This is a genomic window from Bradyrhizobium sp. Kon69, assembly GCF_055807515.1.
On the sequence record NZ_JBVVOS010000005.1, the window covers coordinates 77119 to 92985 of the forward strand.

Annotated in this window: 17 protein-coding genes; 11 read left to right on the forward strand and 6 right to left on the reverse strand. The window is 64.2% G+C overall.

The window, feature by feature from the left end; genetic code table 11:
• The first annotated feature begins 21 nt into the window (after positions 1-21).
• The 10 genes from paaX to AC0L3U_RS08690 all read left to right on the forward strand — a co-directional run bounded on the left by paaX (position 22) and on the right by AC0L3U_RS08690 (position 8608).
• Positions 22-888, forward strand: coding sequence for a phenylacetic acid degradation operon negative regulatory protein PaaX (paaX, locus tag AC0L3U_RS08645; RefSeq protein ID WP_473361423.1), 867 nt, complete (start codon positions 22-24; stop codon positions 886-888).
• 76 nt (positions 889-964) lie between these two features.
• Positions 965-1957, forward strand: coding sequence for a 1,2-phenylacetyl-CoA epoxidase subunit PaaA (gene paaA, locus AC0L3U_RS08650; RefSeq protein ID WP_456765307.1), 993 nt, complete (start codon positions 965-967; stop codon positions 1955-1957).
• A 10-nt stretch (positions 1958-1967) separates the two neighbouring features.
• Positions 1968-2255, forward strand: a complete 288-nt coding sequence (gene paaB, locus AC0L3U_RS08655; protein ID WP_008136594.1) for a 1,2-phenylacetyl-CoA epoxidase subunit PaaB — start codon at positions 1968-1970, stop codon at positions 2253-2255.
• Complete coding sequence (paaC, locus tag AC0L3U_RS08660; protein WP_473361424.1) at positions 2255-3031, forward strand: 1,2-phenylacetyl-CoA epoxidase subunit PaaC; 777 nt, start codon at positions 2255-2257, stop codon at positions 3029-3031. The genes paaB and paaC overlap by 1 nt, the downstream gene beginning before the upstream one ends.
• The gene (paaD, locus tag AC0L3U_RS08665; RefSeq protein ID WP_473361425.1) at positions 3025-3528 is read left to right on the forward strand and encodes a 1,2-phenylacetyl-CoA epoxidase subunit PaaD; all 504 of its coding nucleotides are present in this window, start codon (positions 3025-3027) and stop codon (positions 3526-3528) included. The genes paaC and paaD overlap by 7 nt, the downstream gene beginning before the upstream one ends.
• Before the next feature lie 2 nt (positions 3529-3530).
• Positions 3531-4613, forward strand: a complete 1083-nt coding sequence (gene paaE / locus AC0L3U_RS08670; protein ID WP_473361426.1) for a 1,2-phenylacetyl-CoA epoxidase subunit PaaE — start codon at positions 3531-3533, stop codon at positions 4611-4613.
• A gap of 55 nt (positions 4614-4668) precedes the next feature.
• Complete coding sequence (paaI, locus tag AC0L3U_RS08675; protein ID WP_473361427.1) at positions 4669-5118, forward strand: hydroxyphenylacetyl-CoA thioesterase PaaI; 450 nt, start codon at positions 4669-4671, stop codon at positions 5116-5118.
• Positions 5119-5146: 28 nt separating this feature from the next.
• Positions 5147-6478: a phenylacetate--CoA ligase PaaK gene (gene paaK / locus AC0L3U_RS08680; protein WP_473361428.1), complete on the forward strand. Its 1332-nt coding sequence runs from the start codon at positions 5147-5149 to the stop codon at positions 6476-6478.
• Between the two features lie 64 nt (positions 6479-6542).
• Positions 6543-7547 (forward strand): quinone oxidoreductase family protein, encoded by a 1005-nt coding sequence (locus AC0L3U_RS08685; protein ID WP_473361429.1) that lies wholly within the window; start codon positions 6543-6545, stop codon positions 7545-7547.
• Positions 7548-7549: 2 nt separating this feature from the next.
• A complete protein-coding gene (locus tag AC0L3U_RS08690) occupies positions 7550-8608 on the forward strand; it encodes a YeeE/YedE family protein (RefSeq protein WP_473361430.1) in 1059 nt (352 codons plus the stop codon).
• On the opposite strand, the gene AC0L3U_RS08695 is transcribed toward AC0L3U_RS08690, so the two are convergent.
• Positions 8587-9501 carry a DMT family transporter gene (locus AC0L3U_RS08695; RefSeq protein ID WP_473361431.1) on the reverse strand — a complete coding sequence of 305 codons (915 nt, stop codon included), beginning with the start codon at positions 9499-9501 and terminating at the stop codon, positions 8587-8589. The genes AC0L3U_RS08690 and AC0L3U_RS08695 overlap by 22 nt on opposite strands.
• 82 nt (positions 9502-9583) lie before the next feature.
• Between AC0L3U_RS08695 and pdxR the strand changes: the two genes are divergently transcribed.
• Positions 9584-11032, forward strand: coding sequence for a MocR-like pyridoxine biosynthesis transcription factor PdxR (pdxR, locus tag AC0L3U_RS08700; protein WP_473361432.1), 1449 nt, complete (start codon positions 9584-9586; stop codon positions 11030-11032).
• Between the two features lie 10 nt (positions 11033-11042).
• Here pdxR and AC0L3U_RS08705 read toward each other — a convergent pair whose 3' ends face one another.
• From AC0L3U_RS08705 to AC0L3U_RS08725, 5 genes are read right to left on the reverse strand one after another with little or no spacing between them, the layout of a single operon-like run.
• Positions 11043-12266 carry a bifunctional alpha/beta hydrolase/OsmC family protein gene (locus AC0L3U_RS08705; RefSeq protein WP_473361433.1) on the reverse strand — a complete coding sequence of 408 codons (1224 nt, stop codon included), beginning with the start codon at positions 12264-12266 and terminating at the stop codon, positions 11043-11045.
• A gap of 24 nt (positions 12267-12290) precedes the next feature.
• The gene (locus AC0L3U_RS08710; RefSeq protein ID WP_473361434.1) at positions 12291-12953 is read right to left on the reverse strand and encodes a sulfite oxidase-like oxidoreductase; all 663 of its coding nucleotides are present in this window, start codon (positions 12951-12953) and stop codon (positions 12291-12293) included.
• A gap of 3 nt (positions 12954-12956) precedes the next feature.
• A complete protein-coding gene (locus tag AC0L3U_RS08715) occupies positions 12957-14279 on the reverse strand; it encodes an MFS transporter (RefSeq protein WP_473361435.1) in 1323 nt (440 codons plus the stop codon).
• A 33-nt stretch (positions 14280-14312) separates the two neighbouring features.
• A complete protein-coding gene (locus AC0L3U_RS08720; protein ID WP_473361436.1) occupies positions 14313-15536 on the reverse strand; it encodes a cytochrome P450 in 1224 nt (407 codons plus the stop codon).
• A 53-nt stretch (positions 15537-15589) separates the two neighbouring features.
• Positions 15590-15799, reverse strand: coding sequence for a ferredoxin (locus AC0L3U_RS08725; protein ID WP_007607931.1), 210 nt, complete (start codon positions 15797-15799; stop codon positions 15590-15592).
• Between the last annotated feature and the right edge of the window lie 68 nt (positions 15800-15867).

Below are 15867 nucleotides of genomic sequence, written 5' to 3' on the forward strand. Positions count from 1 at the left end.
CAAACGCGCTATGCCTCGCGCATGGCGCATCCGTTGTCCCGCATCATCGAGCAGCTCAAACGCGAACCGTCGCGCACCGGCTCTATCGTCATCACGGTGTTCGGCGATGCCATCGTGCCGCGTGGCGGCTCGGTATGGCTCGGCACGCTGCTGGAATTCTTCGAGAGCCTGGACATCGACAACGGCGTGGTGCGTACCGCGATGTCGCGGCTTGCCGCCGATGGCTGGCTGACGCGCGAAAAGGTCGGCCGCAATAGTTTTTACCGCTTGGCCGACAAGGGCCGCCAGATCTTCGAGGCCGCGACACGCCATATCTACGATCCGCCGCCATCCGACTGGACCGGGCGCTTCGAACTGCTTCTGATCGGCAATGGCGAGGACCGCGACGCCTCGCGCGAGGCGCTCCGCAATGCCGGCTTCGGTAGTCCGCTGCCGGGCGTGTGGGTCGCCCCGTCAGGTGTGCCAGTGCCGGACGAGGCCGCGGGCGCCATCCGTCTGGAAGTCTCGGCCGAGGATGACAGCGGCCGCCGGCTGCTCAGTGCGAGCTGGCCGCTGGATCGCACCGCGGACGCCTATCTGAAGTTCATGAAGACGTTCGAGCCGCTGCGCACCGCGATCGCGCGCGGCACGGAGCTGTCCGAGGCTGACGCCTTCACGGCGCGCATCCTCCTGATCCACCATTATCGCCGCGTTGTGCTGCGCGATCCGCTGCTGCCCGAAAGCCTGCTTCCGGCGAACTGGCCAGGCAAGGCCGCCCGCGCGTTGTGCGGCGACATCTATCGCGCGCTGCTTGCCCCATCGGAACAATGGCTTGATGGCCACGGAACAAATGAAAAGGGGTCATTGCCGCCGGCGCGAAAACTCCTGGAACGGAGATTCCAGGCTTGATCATTATGTTACAGAAATATCTTGCATGATATAATTCTTGTTATATATTGCCTCTCAATAAAATGGGAGGATGCGCATGTATACCCAGGCGCTGAACACGACCGAGGCGGATGACCGCAGCCTCGAGGACGCAGCTAAGGCGGCGCAGTTTCAGGCCCGCATCGATGCCGAGGAGCGCATCGAGCCGAACGACTGGATGCCGGCGGCCTATCGCAAGACGCTGACCCGCCAGATCTCCCAGCACGCTCATTCCGAAATCGTCGGCATGCTGCCCGAAGGCAACTGGATCACGCGCGCACCGTCGTTGCGCCGCAAGGCCGCGCTGCTCGCGAAGGTGCAGGACGAGTGCGGCCACGGGCTTTATCTCTATGCCGCGGCCGAGACACTCGGCACCTCGCGCGAAGAGCTGGTCGACGCCATGCTCGCGGGCAAGGCAAAATATTCCTCGATCTTCAACTATCCGACGCTGACCTGGGCCGACATCGGCACCATCGGCTGGCTGGTCGACGGCGCCGCGATCATGAACCAGATCCCGCTGTGCCGCTGCTCCTACGGCCCCTATGCCCGCGCGATGATCCGCGTCTGCAAGGAGGAGTCGTTCCACCAGCGCCAGGGCTATGAGATCATGCTGACGCTGTGCCGCGGCTCGGACGAGCAGAAGGCGATGGCGCAGGATGCCCTGAACAGATGGTGGTGGCCGGTGCTGATGATGTTCGGCCCGCCGGATGCCACCAGCCAGCACAGCGACACCTCGACGAGATGGAAGATCAAGCGCTTCTCCAATGACGAGCTGCGGCAGAAATTCGTCGATGCCACCGTGCCGCAGGCGCAATATCTCGGCCTCACGATTCCCGATCCCGGCATGATTCAGGATGCGGATGGGCACTGGCGCTACAGCGAGATCGACTGGACCGAGTTCAAACAGGTGCTCGCCGGCAATGGCCCGTGCAACCGTGACCGGATGGCTGCGCGCCGCAAGGCGCACGACGAGGGCGCCTGGGTACGCGAGGCGGCAGCTAGCTATGCCGCCAAGCGCGCGCAGCGTCGAACTGCACAAGCGGCAGAGTAGGGAGATCACGATGGCCACGCCGAACACGCCGCTGTGGGAAGTCTTCATTCGCAGCCGCAATGGGCTCGCGCACAAGCATGTCGGCTCGCTGCATGCGAGCGACGCCACCATGGCCTTGCAGGCCGCCCGCGATATCTACACCCGTCGCGGCGAGGGCCTTTCGATCTGGGTCGTGCCGTCGACGGCGATCACCGCAAGCGATCCCGCGGAGAAGGGCATGATGTTCGAGCCGGCGGAATCGAAGATCTACCGGCACCCGACGTTTTACGAGGTGCCTGAAGAAGTGGGGCACATGTGATGGCGAGCGCCAACACCCAGGTCTCCGAAACGCCGTTGGTGCTCTACGCATTGCGCCGCGCCGACGATGCGCTGATCCTCGGCCACCGGCTGTCGGAATGGTGCGGGCACGCGCCGATGCTGGAGGAGGATATGGCGCTCTCTAATATCGCGCTCGACCTCATCGGCCAGGCCCGCGAGCTCTACACCTACGCAGCCAAAGCCGAAGGCAAGGACAACGACGAAGACAAGCTCGCCTACCTTCGCGATGTCAGGCAGTATCGCAATCTGCTGCTCCTCGAGCAGCCGAACGGCGACTTTGCCCAGACGCTGGTGCGGCAGTTCTTCTATTCCGCCTTCGCCGATCTCTACTGGCGCGCCATGATGATCTCGCGCGATACGACGCTCGCGGCGATTGCCGCCAAGTCGGAGAAGGAGAGTGCCTATCATTTGCGGCATTCCTCGGAGTGGATCATTCGGCTCGGCGACGGCACCGACGAGAGCCATGCCCGCGCGCAGGCTGCGATCGATCATCTCTGGGCGTTCACCGGCGAGATGTTTGCCGTCGACGACGGCGAGCGCGCCTTGATCCATGCCGGTATCGCTGTAGACCCAGGGACCTTGCGGGGTCGCTGGCTGACGACACTCTCGGATGTGATCAGTGAAGCCACGCTCAAGCTGCCGCAGAACGACTGGATGCAGCAGGGCGGCCGCGTGGGCCGGCACAGCGAGCATCTCGGCCATCTTCTCGCAGACCTGCAATCGATGCAGCGCACTTTCCCGGGGCAGACATGGTGACGGTGCTGGAGCCCCATAGCAAACTGCGCCAACGGGCCTGGGATGCGGCGGCGAGCGTAGTCGATCCCGAAATCCCGGTTTTGACCATCGCCGATCTCGGTGTACTCCGTGATGTCATCCTCGACGGCGATCACGTCGAGGTCGCGATCACCCCGACCTATTCGGGCTGCCCGGCCATGAACATGATCGCGCTGGAAATCGAGGTCGCGCTGGAGCGCGCCGGTTTCTGCGGTCCAAAGGTCCGCACTGTGCTCTCGCCGGCCTGGACCACCGACTGGATGAGCGAAGAGGGCCGCCGGAAGCTTCACGCCTACGGGATCGCGCCGCCGCAGGATTCGAATTCACGCCGCGCGCTGTTCGGCGAGCAAGCCGTTATGTGCCCGCAATGCGGCTCGGCGAATACCGAGTTGCTGTCCGAATTCGGCTCCACCTCCTGCAAGGCGCTCTGGCGCTGCAGGGCCTGCCGCGAACCCTTCGATTATTTCAAGTGTCATTGACCATGTCAGCAGCCGCACCGCGCTTTCATCGCCTGGCCGTCAACGACCTCCGCCGCGAAGCGTCGGACGCCGTATCGCTGACATTCGCCATCCCGGCGGAGCTTGCGACCGACTACGCCTTCACACCCGGCCAATACCTGACCCTCCGCACCACGCTGGATGGCGAGGAAGTGCGCCGCTCCTATTCGATCTGCTCCGGCCCCGACGACGGCGAGATACGCATCGCCGTAAAGAAGATCGATGGTGGCGCGTTTTCGAGCTGGGCAGCGGACGATTTGAAGTGTGGCGACGCGCTGGACGTGATGACGCCCACGGGACGTTTCGGCGTGATCCCGCCGGCCGGCGCCGGCCGCATCCATGTCGGCTTTGCCGCCGGCTCCGGCATCACGCCGATCCTGTCGATCGTCAAGGGCGTGCTCGCCCGCGAATCGGACAGCCGCTTCTTCCTGTTCTACGGCAATCGCACGACCGACAACATCATGTTCCTCGAGGCGCTTGAAGAGCTCAAGGATCGCTTCATCGACCGGCTCTCGATCTTCCACGTCATCTCCGGCGAGGAGCAGGATATCCCGATCCTGCATGGCCGGCTCGACGGCGACAAGGTGAAGGTACTGTTGCGTTCGCTCGTGCCGGCGGAAAGCGTCGACCACGTCTTCATCTGCGGTCCGTCCGGCATGAGCGAGGACATCGAGGCGACCTGCCGCCATCTCGGCATCGCGGACGAGCGCATCCATGTCGAGCGGTTTGTCTCCGAGTTCGGCGGCAAGCCGCGGCCGAAGAAGATCGTTGCGCCGGACGCGCCGCCGAAAGCGATCGCGTCGCTGATCATCGACGGCAAGCGCCGCGACGTGCCGGTTGCCCAGGACGAGGCGATCCTCGATGCCGCGCTGCGCGCCGGTGTCGATCTGCCCTTCGCCTGCAAGGGCGGCATGTGCTCGACCTGCCGTGCAAAACTGGTGGAGGGTGAGGCGCCGATGGATATCAACTACTCGCTGGAACCCTGGGAGCTGAAGGCCGGCTTTGTCCTGACCTGTCAGGCCAAGCCATCGTCGGAGCGGGTCGTCGTCGATTACGACCACGTTTGACAGTTTTAGCCAGGCAGCAGAACATCGTGTCCAAACAATCGGACGGGAGAAGCGCGTGAACGTCAAAGCCGCCTTGTCGCCCGAGGATGTTGCCCGCGCCTGCGCCGATGCGATGTGGGCGGAGGACGACGCCTCCAAGGGACTCGGCATGGAGATCATTGAGATCGGGCCGGGCTATGCCACGCTCGCCATGACTGTACGGCCGGACATGGTCAACGGCCAGCGCATCGCCCATGGCGGTTTCATTTTCACGCTGGCCGATTCCGCCTTCGCTTTCGCGTGCAACTCGCACAACGATCGCGTCGTGGCGGCGCAAGGCCAGATCACCTTCATCAAGCCGGGCAAGCTCGGCGATTGCCTCGTCGCAAAAGCGCGCGAGGTTACGCGCGGCGGCCGCTCCGGCATCTATGACGTGCGCGTCACCGCCGGCGATACAGTCATCGCCGAATTCCGCGGGCATTCGCGGGTTATTTCCGGCAATTGGCTGCCGGCGCAGGGCCAATAAAGAAAAGCAATGATACGGGGAAACGAGGATGGCTCTGACGAGGCTCAAGGAAGGTGGCGACACCTATAAGGCCGAGCTGGATGCGCACGAGCGCGCATCGCGCGACGAGATCATGGCGCTCCAGACGGAGCGGCTGGCCTGGTCGCTGAAGCACGCCTACGACAACGTCGCGCATTATCGCAAGGCCTTCGACGCGGTCGGCGTGCATCCGTCGGACTTTCGCGAGCTCTCCGATCTTGCGAAATTTCCGTTCACCGTGAAGACGGATCTGCGCGACAATTATCCCTTCGGCATGTTTGCCGTGCCCCGTGAAAAGCTGGTGCGCGTGCACGCGTCCTCCGGCACGACGGGCAAGCCGATCGTGGTCGGCTATACACAACACGACATCGACACATGGTCGGACGTGATGGCGCGCTCGATCCGCGCGGCCGGCGGTCGAACTGGCATGATCATCCACAATGCCTATGGCTACGGGCTCTTCACCGGCGGGTTAGGGGTGCACTATGGCGCCGAAAAACTCGGCTGCACCGTGGTGCCGATCTCCGGGGGCATGACCGAGCGGCAGGTGCAGCTCATCAACGACTTCCGGCCCGACATCATCACGGTGACCCCGAGCTACATGCTGGCGATCCTCGACGAATTCAAGCGCCAGAAGCTCGATCCGCGTCAATGCTCGCTCAAGGTCGGCATTTTCGGCGCCGAGCCCTGGACCAATGCCATGCGCGGCGAGATCGAGGACGCCTTCGACATGGACGCGACCGACATCTACGGTCTTTCCGAGGTGATCGGGCCCGGCGTTGCGCAGGAATGTATCGAGAGCAAGGACGGCCTGCACATATGGGAAGACCATTTCTATCCCGAAGTCATCGACCCCGACACCGGTGCGGTGCTGCCCGACGGCGAGAAGGGCGAACTGGTCTTTACTTCGCTCACCAAGGAAGCCTTTCCGGTGATCCGCTATCGCACCCGCGATCTCACACGCCTGTTGCCGGGCACGGCGCGGCCGGGCATGCGGCGGATGGAGAAGGTGACGGGGCGCTCGGACGACATGATCATCCTGCGCGGGGTCAATCTGTTCCCGACCCAGATCGAGGAGGTTCTGCTCGCCACCGACTGGTGCGGCGGGCATTTCATTCTGGAACTGACCCGCGAAGGCCGCATGGACGAGTTGACCATCATTGCCGAGGCGCGGCCGGAGAGCTGGGACGGCCGGGGCCTCCTCGACCACGCGAGCCGGATCTCGACGCACATCAAGAACACCATCGGCATCAGCTCCAGGGTGAGCGTGGTTGCGCCGGCCACGCTGGAGCGCTCGCTCGGCAAGGCCAAGCGCCTCTACGACAAGCGGCCGAAGGATTGACTTGACGGATTGACTCGACCGCCCCCAAAGGCGACAAGGCCGGCGAGAAATCGCGGGTCTTTCCATGTCAATAGCCGATCCCAAAGCCGTCGATGCGCGCTGTGTGCGCCTCACCGCGAAGGCCGAGAACGCGGCTGCGGTTGCGCCGGTGGTTGAGCGTCGGACGGTCGCTCGCGGCCCTAGCGATCTCCTGATCGAGGTCAGGGCCGCTGCGGTCAATCCCTCCGACGTCAAGGCCGCAACTGGGCTGATGCCCTACGCCGTGTTCCCGCGCACGCCGGGTCGCGATTACGCCGGTGTGGTGATCGACGGGCCCGCCGGTACGATCGGCCACGAGGTGTTCGGCTCCTCCGGCGATCTCGGCATCCGTCGCGACGGCACCCACGCCAGCCATCTTGTCGTTGAATCTGACGCGGTTGTCGACAAGCCGAAAACCGTATCGTGGGAGGAGGCCGCCGGCATCGGCGTGCCCTTCGTCACCGCCATGGAGGGCTTTCGCCGCGCCGGCATTCCAAAGCCCGGGGAAACGGTGCTGGTATTCGGCGTCAACGGCAAGGTCGGTCAAGCGGCGGTGCAGATCGCGACCTGGCAGGGCGCGCGTGTCATCGGCGTGGTGCGCAAAGCGGAAGCTTATGAGGGCCATACCAACGCGGCCATCGAGGTGATCGACGCTTCCGCGACCGACGTCGCCACACGCGTGCGCGAGTTGACCGGGAGTAAAGGTGCCGACATCGTCTTCAACACGGTCGGCGATCCCTATTTCCAGGCGGCGCACAAGTCGCTCGCGCTTCGCGGCCGCCAGATCCTGATCGCCGCGATCGACCGCATCGTGCAGTTCAACATTCTCGAATTCTACCGCGGGCAACACACCTATGTCGGCATCGACACGCTCGGCCTCTCGTCGATAGCGACAGGCGCTGTGCTGCGTGACCTCGGCCCGGGCTTCGCGAGCGGGCACCTGAAACCGTTCGCGATCAAGGCGAACGCCGTCTATCCGCTCGAACGCGCGAAGGAGGCCTATGTCGCCGTTGCAGGCTCGTCGCGGGATCGCGTGATCCTGAAGCCTTGATCATGGAATCGTCCACCCAACTCGTCATCCTCGCGGGCCTCGTCATCGGCCTGGTTTACGGCGCCGTCGGCCTGCTCAGCGGCTTCTGCCTGATGAGCAGCATGCGCGGCTGGTTGGCGAAGGGGGATGGGCGGCTGGTACGCACCTACGCGTTGGCGATCGCGGTTGCGACCGCCGCGAGTCAATTCCTCGCCGGCAACGGCATGGTCGATCTCGGCAAATCGATCTACCTGCAACAGTCCTTTTCGGTGCCGGTGCTGTTTCTCGGCGGACTTCTGTTCGGATACGGCATGGTGCTGTCGAACGGCTGCGGTTCGCGCGCGCTGGTGCTGCTCGGTCGCGGCAATCTCCGCTCCTTCGTCGTGGTGGTCGTGCTCGCCATCGCCGCGCAGATGACGCTGAAGGGCTTGATCGCGCCAGCGCGCATCGCGCTGGTCCAGGCCTCGCAAACCACAGTCAATTTGAATTCGCTGCCGTCGCTGTTGGCGACGTTCGGTCCGGCTGAAGCGGTTTCGCGCGCGATGGCTGCTGCTATCGTCGTCGTTGCGCTGATCCTGTTTGCTTTCGCGCACCCGGCGTTCCGGCGTTCCACCGGCCAGATTGCAGCCGGTGTCATCGTCGGTCTCCTCGTCGCCGGCGGCTGGTTCGTCACAGGCTATCTTGGCGCGGATGACTTCAACCCGGTGCCGGTGACCTCGCTCACCTTCGTCGCGCCGATCGCGGACAGCCTGCAATATGCCATGCTCTCGACCGGTCTGACGCCGAATTTCGGCATTGCGACAGTTGTCGGCGTCTTCGCTGGCAGTCTGGCCACCGCGCTTGCTACGGGCCGTTTCCATCTCGAAGGCTATTCCTCACCACGCCACATGCTGCGATCGGCGGGTGGCGCCGCGCTGATGGGCATCGGCGGCGTGATGGCGTTCGGTTGTTCGATCGGGCAAGGACTTACAGGCGTGTCGACGCTCGCGCTGGGCTCCTTCGTCGCCGTCGCCGGCATCCTGCTCGGCACGACGGCGGGCTTGCGCGGGGTCCTGCGCGTTCAGCCGTTCGCGGTAGCCTGACGGCGCAGCATACGATCGCCGAGCGTGGCAAAGCCAATGCCAGCGATGATCAGTCCGGCCGCAACGGCAAGACTAATATCAATAGGCTCGCCCAGCAGGATCGCAGCGCAGGCGATCCCGACGAGCGGCGTTCCGGTGGTCCCGAGCGCCGTCGTCAGAGCCGAGATGCTCTTGTTGACCATCGACATGGCCCAATAAGCCAGCGCTGTCCCGATCAGACCGGAGTACAGGAACAGCAGGACGAGTTTCCATGACCATTCCGCGTGCGGCAGCCCCTCCACGATCATCGCAGCCGCTGACAGCACGATCGTGGCAACGAGCACCTGCCAGATCAGGAGCTGAAGTGGGGATGCGATCCAGCGATGCGCGCGGATATAGATGATATTCGCAGCCCATGAGATCGCGGCCAGGATCACCATGCCGGCGCCGAGCACGACGTTGGCATTGGTCCAGTCGATCGAGGTGGGGTTCAGGATAACGGCAAGACCAATCAGCCCGAGCAGGGCGCCGGCCAGTTTTGGCGCAGTCAGCGTATCCTTCCCCAGCAGGGGCGCTGCGATCGCGACCCAGAGCGGCGTGGTGTAGCCGAGCACAATGGCCTTACTCGCGGGCAGGAAGCGCACACCCGCCGCCACCAGGACAGAGAATATCGTCATGTGCAGCAGCGCGACGCTCAGGACCACCGGAATGTCGCGCCGCTTGGGGATCACCAGATTGTTGCTGAGCCCCAGGATCACGAACAATGCTGCCAGAGCGATCCAACTGCGGATCGCCGAGGTCCAGAGCGGCGGAAGGAACTGGACGAGTTGCTTTGTCACCGACCAGTTCACGCCCCAGGCCAGCACGACGATGAGAAACAGGCCGACGGCCGCGCGGGGTGAGAGGGAGTTCATCGCAAAATCCTTGAAGCAGTTCTATCAGGCGAATAGCATCCCGTTTGGCACCTGAAAAAGTGCCAGATTGGAAAGGATTAAGGTGCCAGTTCCGGACAGCTTGATTTCCGCCCTGATCGACCTGAACCGGGCCGAAGACGACGGACTGGTGGCTCAGCTGACGAGCCAGCTCCGAAGCTTGATCGCGACGGGCCGCCTCGGCAAAGGCCGCACGCTGCCGTCGAGCCGCCGGCTTGCGAGCGATCTCGGCGTCTCGCGCAACACCGTCACCTATGCGTTCGAGCAGCTCGCCGCCGAGGGATATCTCGAGGCCTCGCACGGCCGCCGTCCGATGGTCACGGTCGAGGGCGGCGAGCGCATCGCAGAGGCGGGCGCCGTCGCATCTCGCGTACGCCCTGGCAAGCCGCGGCTTTCGCCTTGGGCTTCGAGCCTCACGCAGACCGACTGGCCGATGTCTTATCAGGCGCGACTAAGACCCTTGCGTCCCGGGCACGGCGATTTCCGGGAGTTTCCGAACGAGGTCTGGGCGCGCTGCCTGCGCCGCAGCGCCGTGCGCGCGGCCAAGCGCGAGCTTGGACCGGTCAACCGGACGCGCCTGCGCGAGGTGCTGGCGCATTATCTGGCGACCAGCAGGGGCGTGCGCGCGACGGCGGATCAGATCCTGATTCTGCCGAGCGCGCAGGCTGCGCTGACCTTGATTGCGGCCGCCGTCATCACGCCCGGTGACGACGTCTGGGTCGAGGATCCCGGCTTTCCCGGTGCCGCGGCCGCCTTCCGCGCGTCCGGTGCGAACGTGATCGGGATGAGACTGGACGAGCAGGGCATGCAGCGGATTCCGGGACTGGCGGCCCCGACCTTGATCTTCATGACGCCATCGCACCAGCACCCGACCGGCCGCCTGATGTCGCTCTCGCGCCGCACGGAGTTTCTTGGCCTGAGCAGGCCCGGCAAGACCTGGATCGTAGAGGACGATTACGACGGCGAATTCCACTATGACAGCCGGCCGGTGCCGGCCTTGCAGGGACTAGATGCCCATGGCCGCGTGTTCTATGTCGGTACGTTCTCCAAGGCCATGACCTCGGACATCCGGCTCGGCTATCTCGTCGTTCCGCCGGCACTGGTCAACACTCTCGAGATCGTACAGCGGCACATCGGACTGATTGCCGCGAGCCACGTCCAGGACGCGCTGGCCGAGTTCATTGCCGACGGGCATTTCCTGGCGCATCTGCGCCGGATGCGCCGGATCTATCACGCCCGCCGTGATCGCCTCGTCGAGGGTTTGGAGCGTCATCTCGGCGAGGTTGTCTCGGTCGAAGCGCCTCCGGGCGGCCTTCAGCTCGTCGCCCGCCTCAAGCGTGGCCGCGCCGATCAGGCGGCGGTCAAGCGGCTGGTCGAAGCGGGCGTCGAAACGCGCGCCCTGTCCGGCTTGGCACTGGGCAGGCCGCGCGATCACGGCCTACTGCTCGGCTTCGCGGCCTGGCGCGAGAGCGAGATCACCGCGGCGTTGCGGACGATGGCGTCGTGCTTCTAGCGCAGTCGCGCTAATCCACAGCCTTCGTCACGATGCGGATTTCCGAGGTCAGCGTCCGGTGCACCGGGCACTTGTCGGCGATCTCCATCAATTTCTTGCGCTGCTCGGGATCGAGCGCGCCGTCCATCGCGATGTCGCGCTCGATCTGGTCGAGCATGCCGTCGCGCGTCTCGCACTCCGCGCAGTCTTTTGCATAGATTTTGGAATGCTTCAGCGAGACGGTGACACGATCGAGCGGCAGCGACTTGCGGTCGGCATAGAGGCGCATGGTCATGGAGGTACAGGCCCCGAGGCCAGCGAGCAGAAGATCATACGGACCAGGGCCGGCATCCTCGCCGCCGGCGGCGACCGGCTCGTCCGCGATGAGCTGATGCGGACCGACGGAGATGATCTGGTTGAACTTGCTCTTGCGGGTCTCCTGCACCACGACCCGGCGCGGCGCCTCCGGGAGATCCATTGCCTTCGCGGGTTTGGCTGTGTCGATGTACCGGCTTGCCCAGGCCGCGATCATGTCGGCTGCGTAGAGTGCATCGGCCGGCTTGGTCAGCAGATGATCCGCATGATCGAGCGAGACGAAGCTCTTGGGATGCCGGGCGGAGACGAAGAGCTTGGTCGCATTGTCGATGCCGACAGTATCGTCGACCGGAGAATGCATGACCAACAGCGCCTTGTGCAGGCGGGTGACGTCCTTCATCAGCTCGTGCTCGGCGATGTCGTCGAGGAATTCGCGCTTGATCCGGAACGGGCGTCCCGCAAGCGAGACTTCGACCTCACCTTGGGTGCGAATGTCGTCGAGATGCTCTTTGAACAGGCCGGTGACGTGGGCGGGATCGGAGGGTGCCGCAATGGTCACAACCGCCTTGGCCTCGGGGATGCGTCCGGCTGCCGCGAGGATCGCGGCGCCGCCGAGGCTGTGACCGATCAGGATCGACGGCGCCTTGCGGACGCTACGCAGATGATCGGCCGCGCGCACGAGATCGGCGACGTTGGAGGAAAACGTCGAATTGGCGAAATCTCCTTCACTGGAGCCGAGCCCGGTGAAGTCGAAGCGCAGCACCGCGATGCCCTTGGCGGCGAGCGCGACCGAGATGCGTTTGGCGGCCAGCGTGTCCTTGCCGCAGGTGAAGCAATGCGCGAACAGCGCGAAGGCTGCAGGCTCGCTGTCGGGTAGCTCCAGCGCGGCCGAAAGTTGATGGCCGCCTTCGCCGGTGAATTGAAAGCGCTCTGTCGGCATGGGCTTCCCCCGTCCTTGCTGAACCTAATCGCCCGAATAGCGTTGCTCTGCCCAGGGATCGCCGCGGTTATGGTAGCCGCGGACTTCCCAGAAGCCCGGCGCGTCCTCGGTCAGGAACTCGATCGACTGAACCCATTTGGCGCTCTTCCAGAAATACAGATGCGGCACCACCAGCCGCACCGGGCCGCCATGTTCGTCCGACAGTGGCTCTCCGGACCAGCTATGGGCGAGCAATGCATCCTCGGCTGCAAAGTCGTCCAGCGCGAGGTTGGTGGTGTAGCCGTCATGGGAATGCAGCACGACGAAGCGCGCGTCCTCGCGCGGCTGGCAGGCCGCGAGCAGCTCGCGCGTGGCGAGCCCCTCCCACTCATTGTCGTAGCGCGACCAGGTGGTGACGCAGTGGATGTCGGAGGTGAACTGCGCCTGCTTCTGGGCGGCGAACTCGGCAAAGGTCCAGAACACGGGGGTCTCGATCGCGCCGTAGACGTCGAGCCGCCAGCGCTCGCGCGAAATCGGCGGCACGACGCCGAGATCGAGCACCGGCCAGTCTTTTGTCAGATGCTGGCCGGGCGGCAGGCGCTGATCTTCCGGGCGCGTGACCTTGCCGGTCAAAAAGCGGCCTTCGCGCGCCCATTTCTCCTTGGTGCGCGTCAGCTTGCTGTCGGGGCGCTCGTTGTCTTCGGCCATCGGCTACTCGTGTCGGTGCATCGCGGAGGCGTGCTTGGTGTCGCGCATGGTGGAATAGATGATCAGTGACAGGCAGATGATGCCGGCGAGATAGTAGTAGAACCACTCCTCATGCCCGATGCTCTTGAAATAGAGCGCGATCGCCGGCGCCGTGCCGCCGAACAGGGAGACGGTGATCGCATAGGGCAGGCCGACGCCGAGGGCGCGGACATTGGTCGGGAACAGCTCGGCCTTCACCACGGCGTTGATCGAGGTGTATCCGGCGACGAACAGCCAGGCGCAGCAGATCAGGATGAACGCGATGAAGGGCGACTTGGTCTCCTTCAGCGTCATCAGCAGGGGCACGGTTGCGAGCGTGCCGGCGACGCCGAAGAAGATCAGCAGCGGCTTGCGGCCGATCTTGTCGGAGATGGCGCCATAGATCGGCTGCAGGATGGTCGCGAAGATCAGCGTGCCGAAGATCACGAACGTGGTCTGGTCCTCGGTCAACCCAACCGAAAGCTTGACGAAGGTCTGCATATAGGTGGTGAAAGTGTAGAACGCCGCAGTGCCGCCCGCGGTCAGGCCGACCACCAGGAGCAACTCGCGGGGATAGCGCAGCAAATTGGTGAGCGAGCCGGTCGGCTTCACCACCTTTCTGGCTTCTTCGAAGGCCTCGGTCTCGTGCAAGCCGCGCCGCATCACCGCAGCAAAGATCGCGAGCGCCGCACCGATCGCAAACGGGATGCGCCAGCCCCAGGCTCTCAGTTCCTCCGGCGTGAGGAAGATCTTTTGCAGAAGCAGAAGGACGATGATCGCGGTGAGCTGGCCGCCGATCAGGGTGACGTATTGGAAGCTCGAATAGAAGCCGCGGTGCTTGGGGTCGGCGACCTCGCTGAGATAGGTGGCGCTGGCGCCGTATTCGCCGCCGAGACTCAAGCCTTCGATGACGCGGGCGAGTGCCAGGATCACCGGCGCGGCGAAGCCGATCGTGGCGTAGGTCGGCGTCAACGCGATGATCAGCGAGCCGAAGCACATGAAGACGACCGACAGCGTCAGCGAGATGCGCCGCCCGTAATGATCGGCGATATAGCCGAACAGCCAGCCGCCCAGCGGCCGCATCAGGAAGGTCGCCGCGAATACGACGGCGACATTCAATTGCTGGACGACGGGGTCGTTGCCGGGAAAGAAGGCGGGAGCGAAATAGAGCGCAAACGCGGTGTAGGCGTAGAAGTCATACCACTCGACGAGATTGCCGATCGAGCCGATGAAGATCGCCTTGATCCGGCGCTTGGCGTCGGCGAGGTCAATGTGGTCGGAAGCCGGTCGGGTTATTTGCTCAGTCACGTCCGGCCTCTCGGTATTGCTCTTTGGAGAGGTCTACATCGCCTTTCCAAGCAAAAATGGCAACTGGCGGGGGCCTCTGACGGTTCCCTGTGACCAGGTCACCGTGCCTGCCGGATCGAGGGCGAAGTCCGGAATTCGCTTCAGCCATTCCTCCAGCGCAACCTGCATCTCCATGCGCGCAAGGTTCGAGCCGACGCAGCGGTGGATGCCGAGGCCGAAGGCCGCGTGGCGGTTCTCACGGCGGTCAATCACGACCTTGTCAGCATCCGGAAACATTTTCGGGTCACGGTTGGCGGCCGGGAAGGACAGCAGCACCATGTTGCCCGGCTTGACCGGGCAGCCTGAGATCGTGGTCTCCTTGACCACTTCGCGCGCCATCGTCACCGGCGAATAGGCGCGCAGCAGCTCTTCCACCGCGGTCGGGATCAGCCCGGGCTCGGCGACCAGGCGCTCGCGGTCGGCGGGCGTCCGGGCGAGGTGCCAGAGCGAGGAGCCGATCGCGCTCCAGGTGGTGTCGATGCCGGCAATCAGGAGCAGGCGCAGCGAGCCCAGCACGTGCGAATCCTCGAGCGGATTGCCGTCCTTGTCCCTGGCATTCATCAGGTAGGAAATGAGGTCGTCGGTCGGCTTGTTCTTGCGCGCCTCGATATGGCCGCTGAAATAGACGGTCATCTCCTGCACCGCCTGGAGCAGCGTGTTTTCGTCCTTGATGCCAAGTTCCAGGATCATGTGGATCCAGCGGATGAAGAGATCGCTGTCTGTCTCGGGGATGCCGAGCATGTGGGCGATCGCGCGAACCGGAATGTGCTTGGTGTAGCGCTCTGCCGCGTCCACTCGGCCTTCAGTGATGAAACCGTCGATCAACTCGTTGCAGATCGCGCGCACCCGCGGTTCCAGCTTCTTCATCGCGTCCGGCGTGAACGGCGGCAGCAGCAATTGCTTGGCTGGCTTGTGTACCGGCGGATCGGACGTGATCGGCGGGGCGGAGTTTCTGCTGGTGATCTCCGGCCGAACGTCACGGACGATGATGCGACGCGAGGAGAAATGCTCGCTATCGTTGGCGATCTGGCGCACCGCTTCATAGGTCGTCGGCAGGTAGCAGCCGAGGAAGCGGTCGGTATGCACGACCGGGCTTGCGGCGCGCAGCTCGTCCCAGATCGGGAAGGGATCTTCCGTCCATTGCGGATCGGTGTGGTCGAAATCATGGACCCAGTCGGTCACGGGCGGATGGGCGGCGGGCTGGCTGACGTCGGACATCTCGAAATCCCTTGGGGCTCGTGGTCGCGGAAGGCTCGCGGGCAGCGGCTGCGCTACTCCTCGATCACGTCGATCGCGATTTCCGGACAATTGGATTTGGCAAGCCAGGCCTTGTCTTCGAGGCCGGGTGGGACGGTGCCGTCGCCGGCTTCGTGGGCGTTACCGTATTCGTCCAGTTCGAACAGCTCCGGCGCAAGCGCCTTGCAGCGCGCGTGCCCCTGGCATTTGTCCGGATCGACGTGAACCCTCAGTCGCTCTGTCATGGCGGCTTCCTCGGTCGTATGCGCTCCGGCCTGAAGGCGGCGCGCGCTCCCATCTGAGTTCTTATTCA

Bases quoted from the DNA above. Each gene is read 5' to 3' on its own strand.
- paaC (WP_473361424.1), top strand. From the start codon at position 2,255: ATGGCGAGCGCCAACACCCAGGTCTCCGAAACGCCGTTGGTGCTCTAC.
- paaK (WP_473361428.1), top strand. From the start codon at position 5,147: ATGGCTCTGACGAGGCTCAAGGAAGGTGGCGACACCTATAAGGCCGAG.
- AC0L3U_RS08690 (WP_473361430.1), top strand. From the start codon at position 7,550: ATGGAATCGTCCACCCAACTCGTCATCCTCGCGGGCCTCGTCATCGGC.
- AC0L3U_RS08685 (WP_473361429.1), top strand. From the start codon at position 6,543: ATGTCAATAGCCGATCCCAAAGCCGTCGATGCGCGCTGTGTGCGCCTC.
- AC0L3U_RS08705 (WP_473361433.1), bottom strand. From the start codon at position 12,266: ATGCCGACAGAGCGCTTTCAATTCACCGGCGAAGGCGGCCATCAACTT.
- paaX (WP_473361423.1), top strand. From the start codon at position 22: ATGGCGCATCCGTTGTCCCGCATCATCGAGCAGCTCAAACGCGAACCG.
- paaA (WP_456765307.1), top strand. From the start codon at position 965: ATGTATACCCAGGCGCTGAACACGACCGAGGCGGATGACCGCAGCCTC.
- AC0L3U_RS08720 (WP_473361436.1), bottom strand. From the start codon at position 15,536: ATGTCCGACGTCAGCCAGCCCGCCGCCCATCCGCCCGTGACCGACTGG.
- AC0L3U_RS08695 (WP_473361431.1), bottom strand. From the start codon at position 9,501: ATGAACTCCCTCTCACCCCGCGCGGCCGTCGGCCTGTTTCTCATCGTC.
- paaB (WP_008136594.1), top strand. From the start codon at position 1,968: ATGGCCACGCCGAACACGCCGCTGTGGGAAGTCTTCATTCGCAGCCGC.
- paaE (WP_473361426.1), top strand. From the start codon at position 3,531: ATGTCAGCAGCCGCACCGCGCTTTCATCGCCTGGCCGTCAACGACCTC.
- paaD (WP_473361425.1), top strand. From the start codon at position 3,025: ATGGTGACGGTGCTGGAGCCCCATAGCAAACTGCGCCAACGGGCCTGG.
- AC0L3U_RS08710 (WP_473361434.1), bottom strand. From the start codon at position 12,953: ATGGCCGAAGACAACGAGCGCCCCGACAGCAAGCTGACGCGCACCAAG.
- AC0L3U_RS08725 (WP_007607931.1), bottom strand. From the start codon at position 15,799: ATGACAGAGCGACTGAGGGTTCACGTCGATCCGGACAAATGCCAGGGG.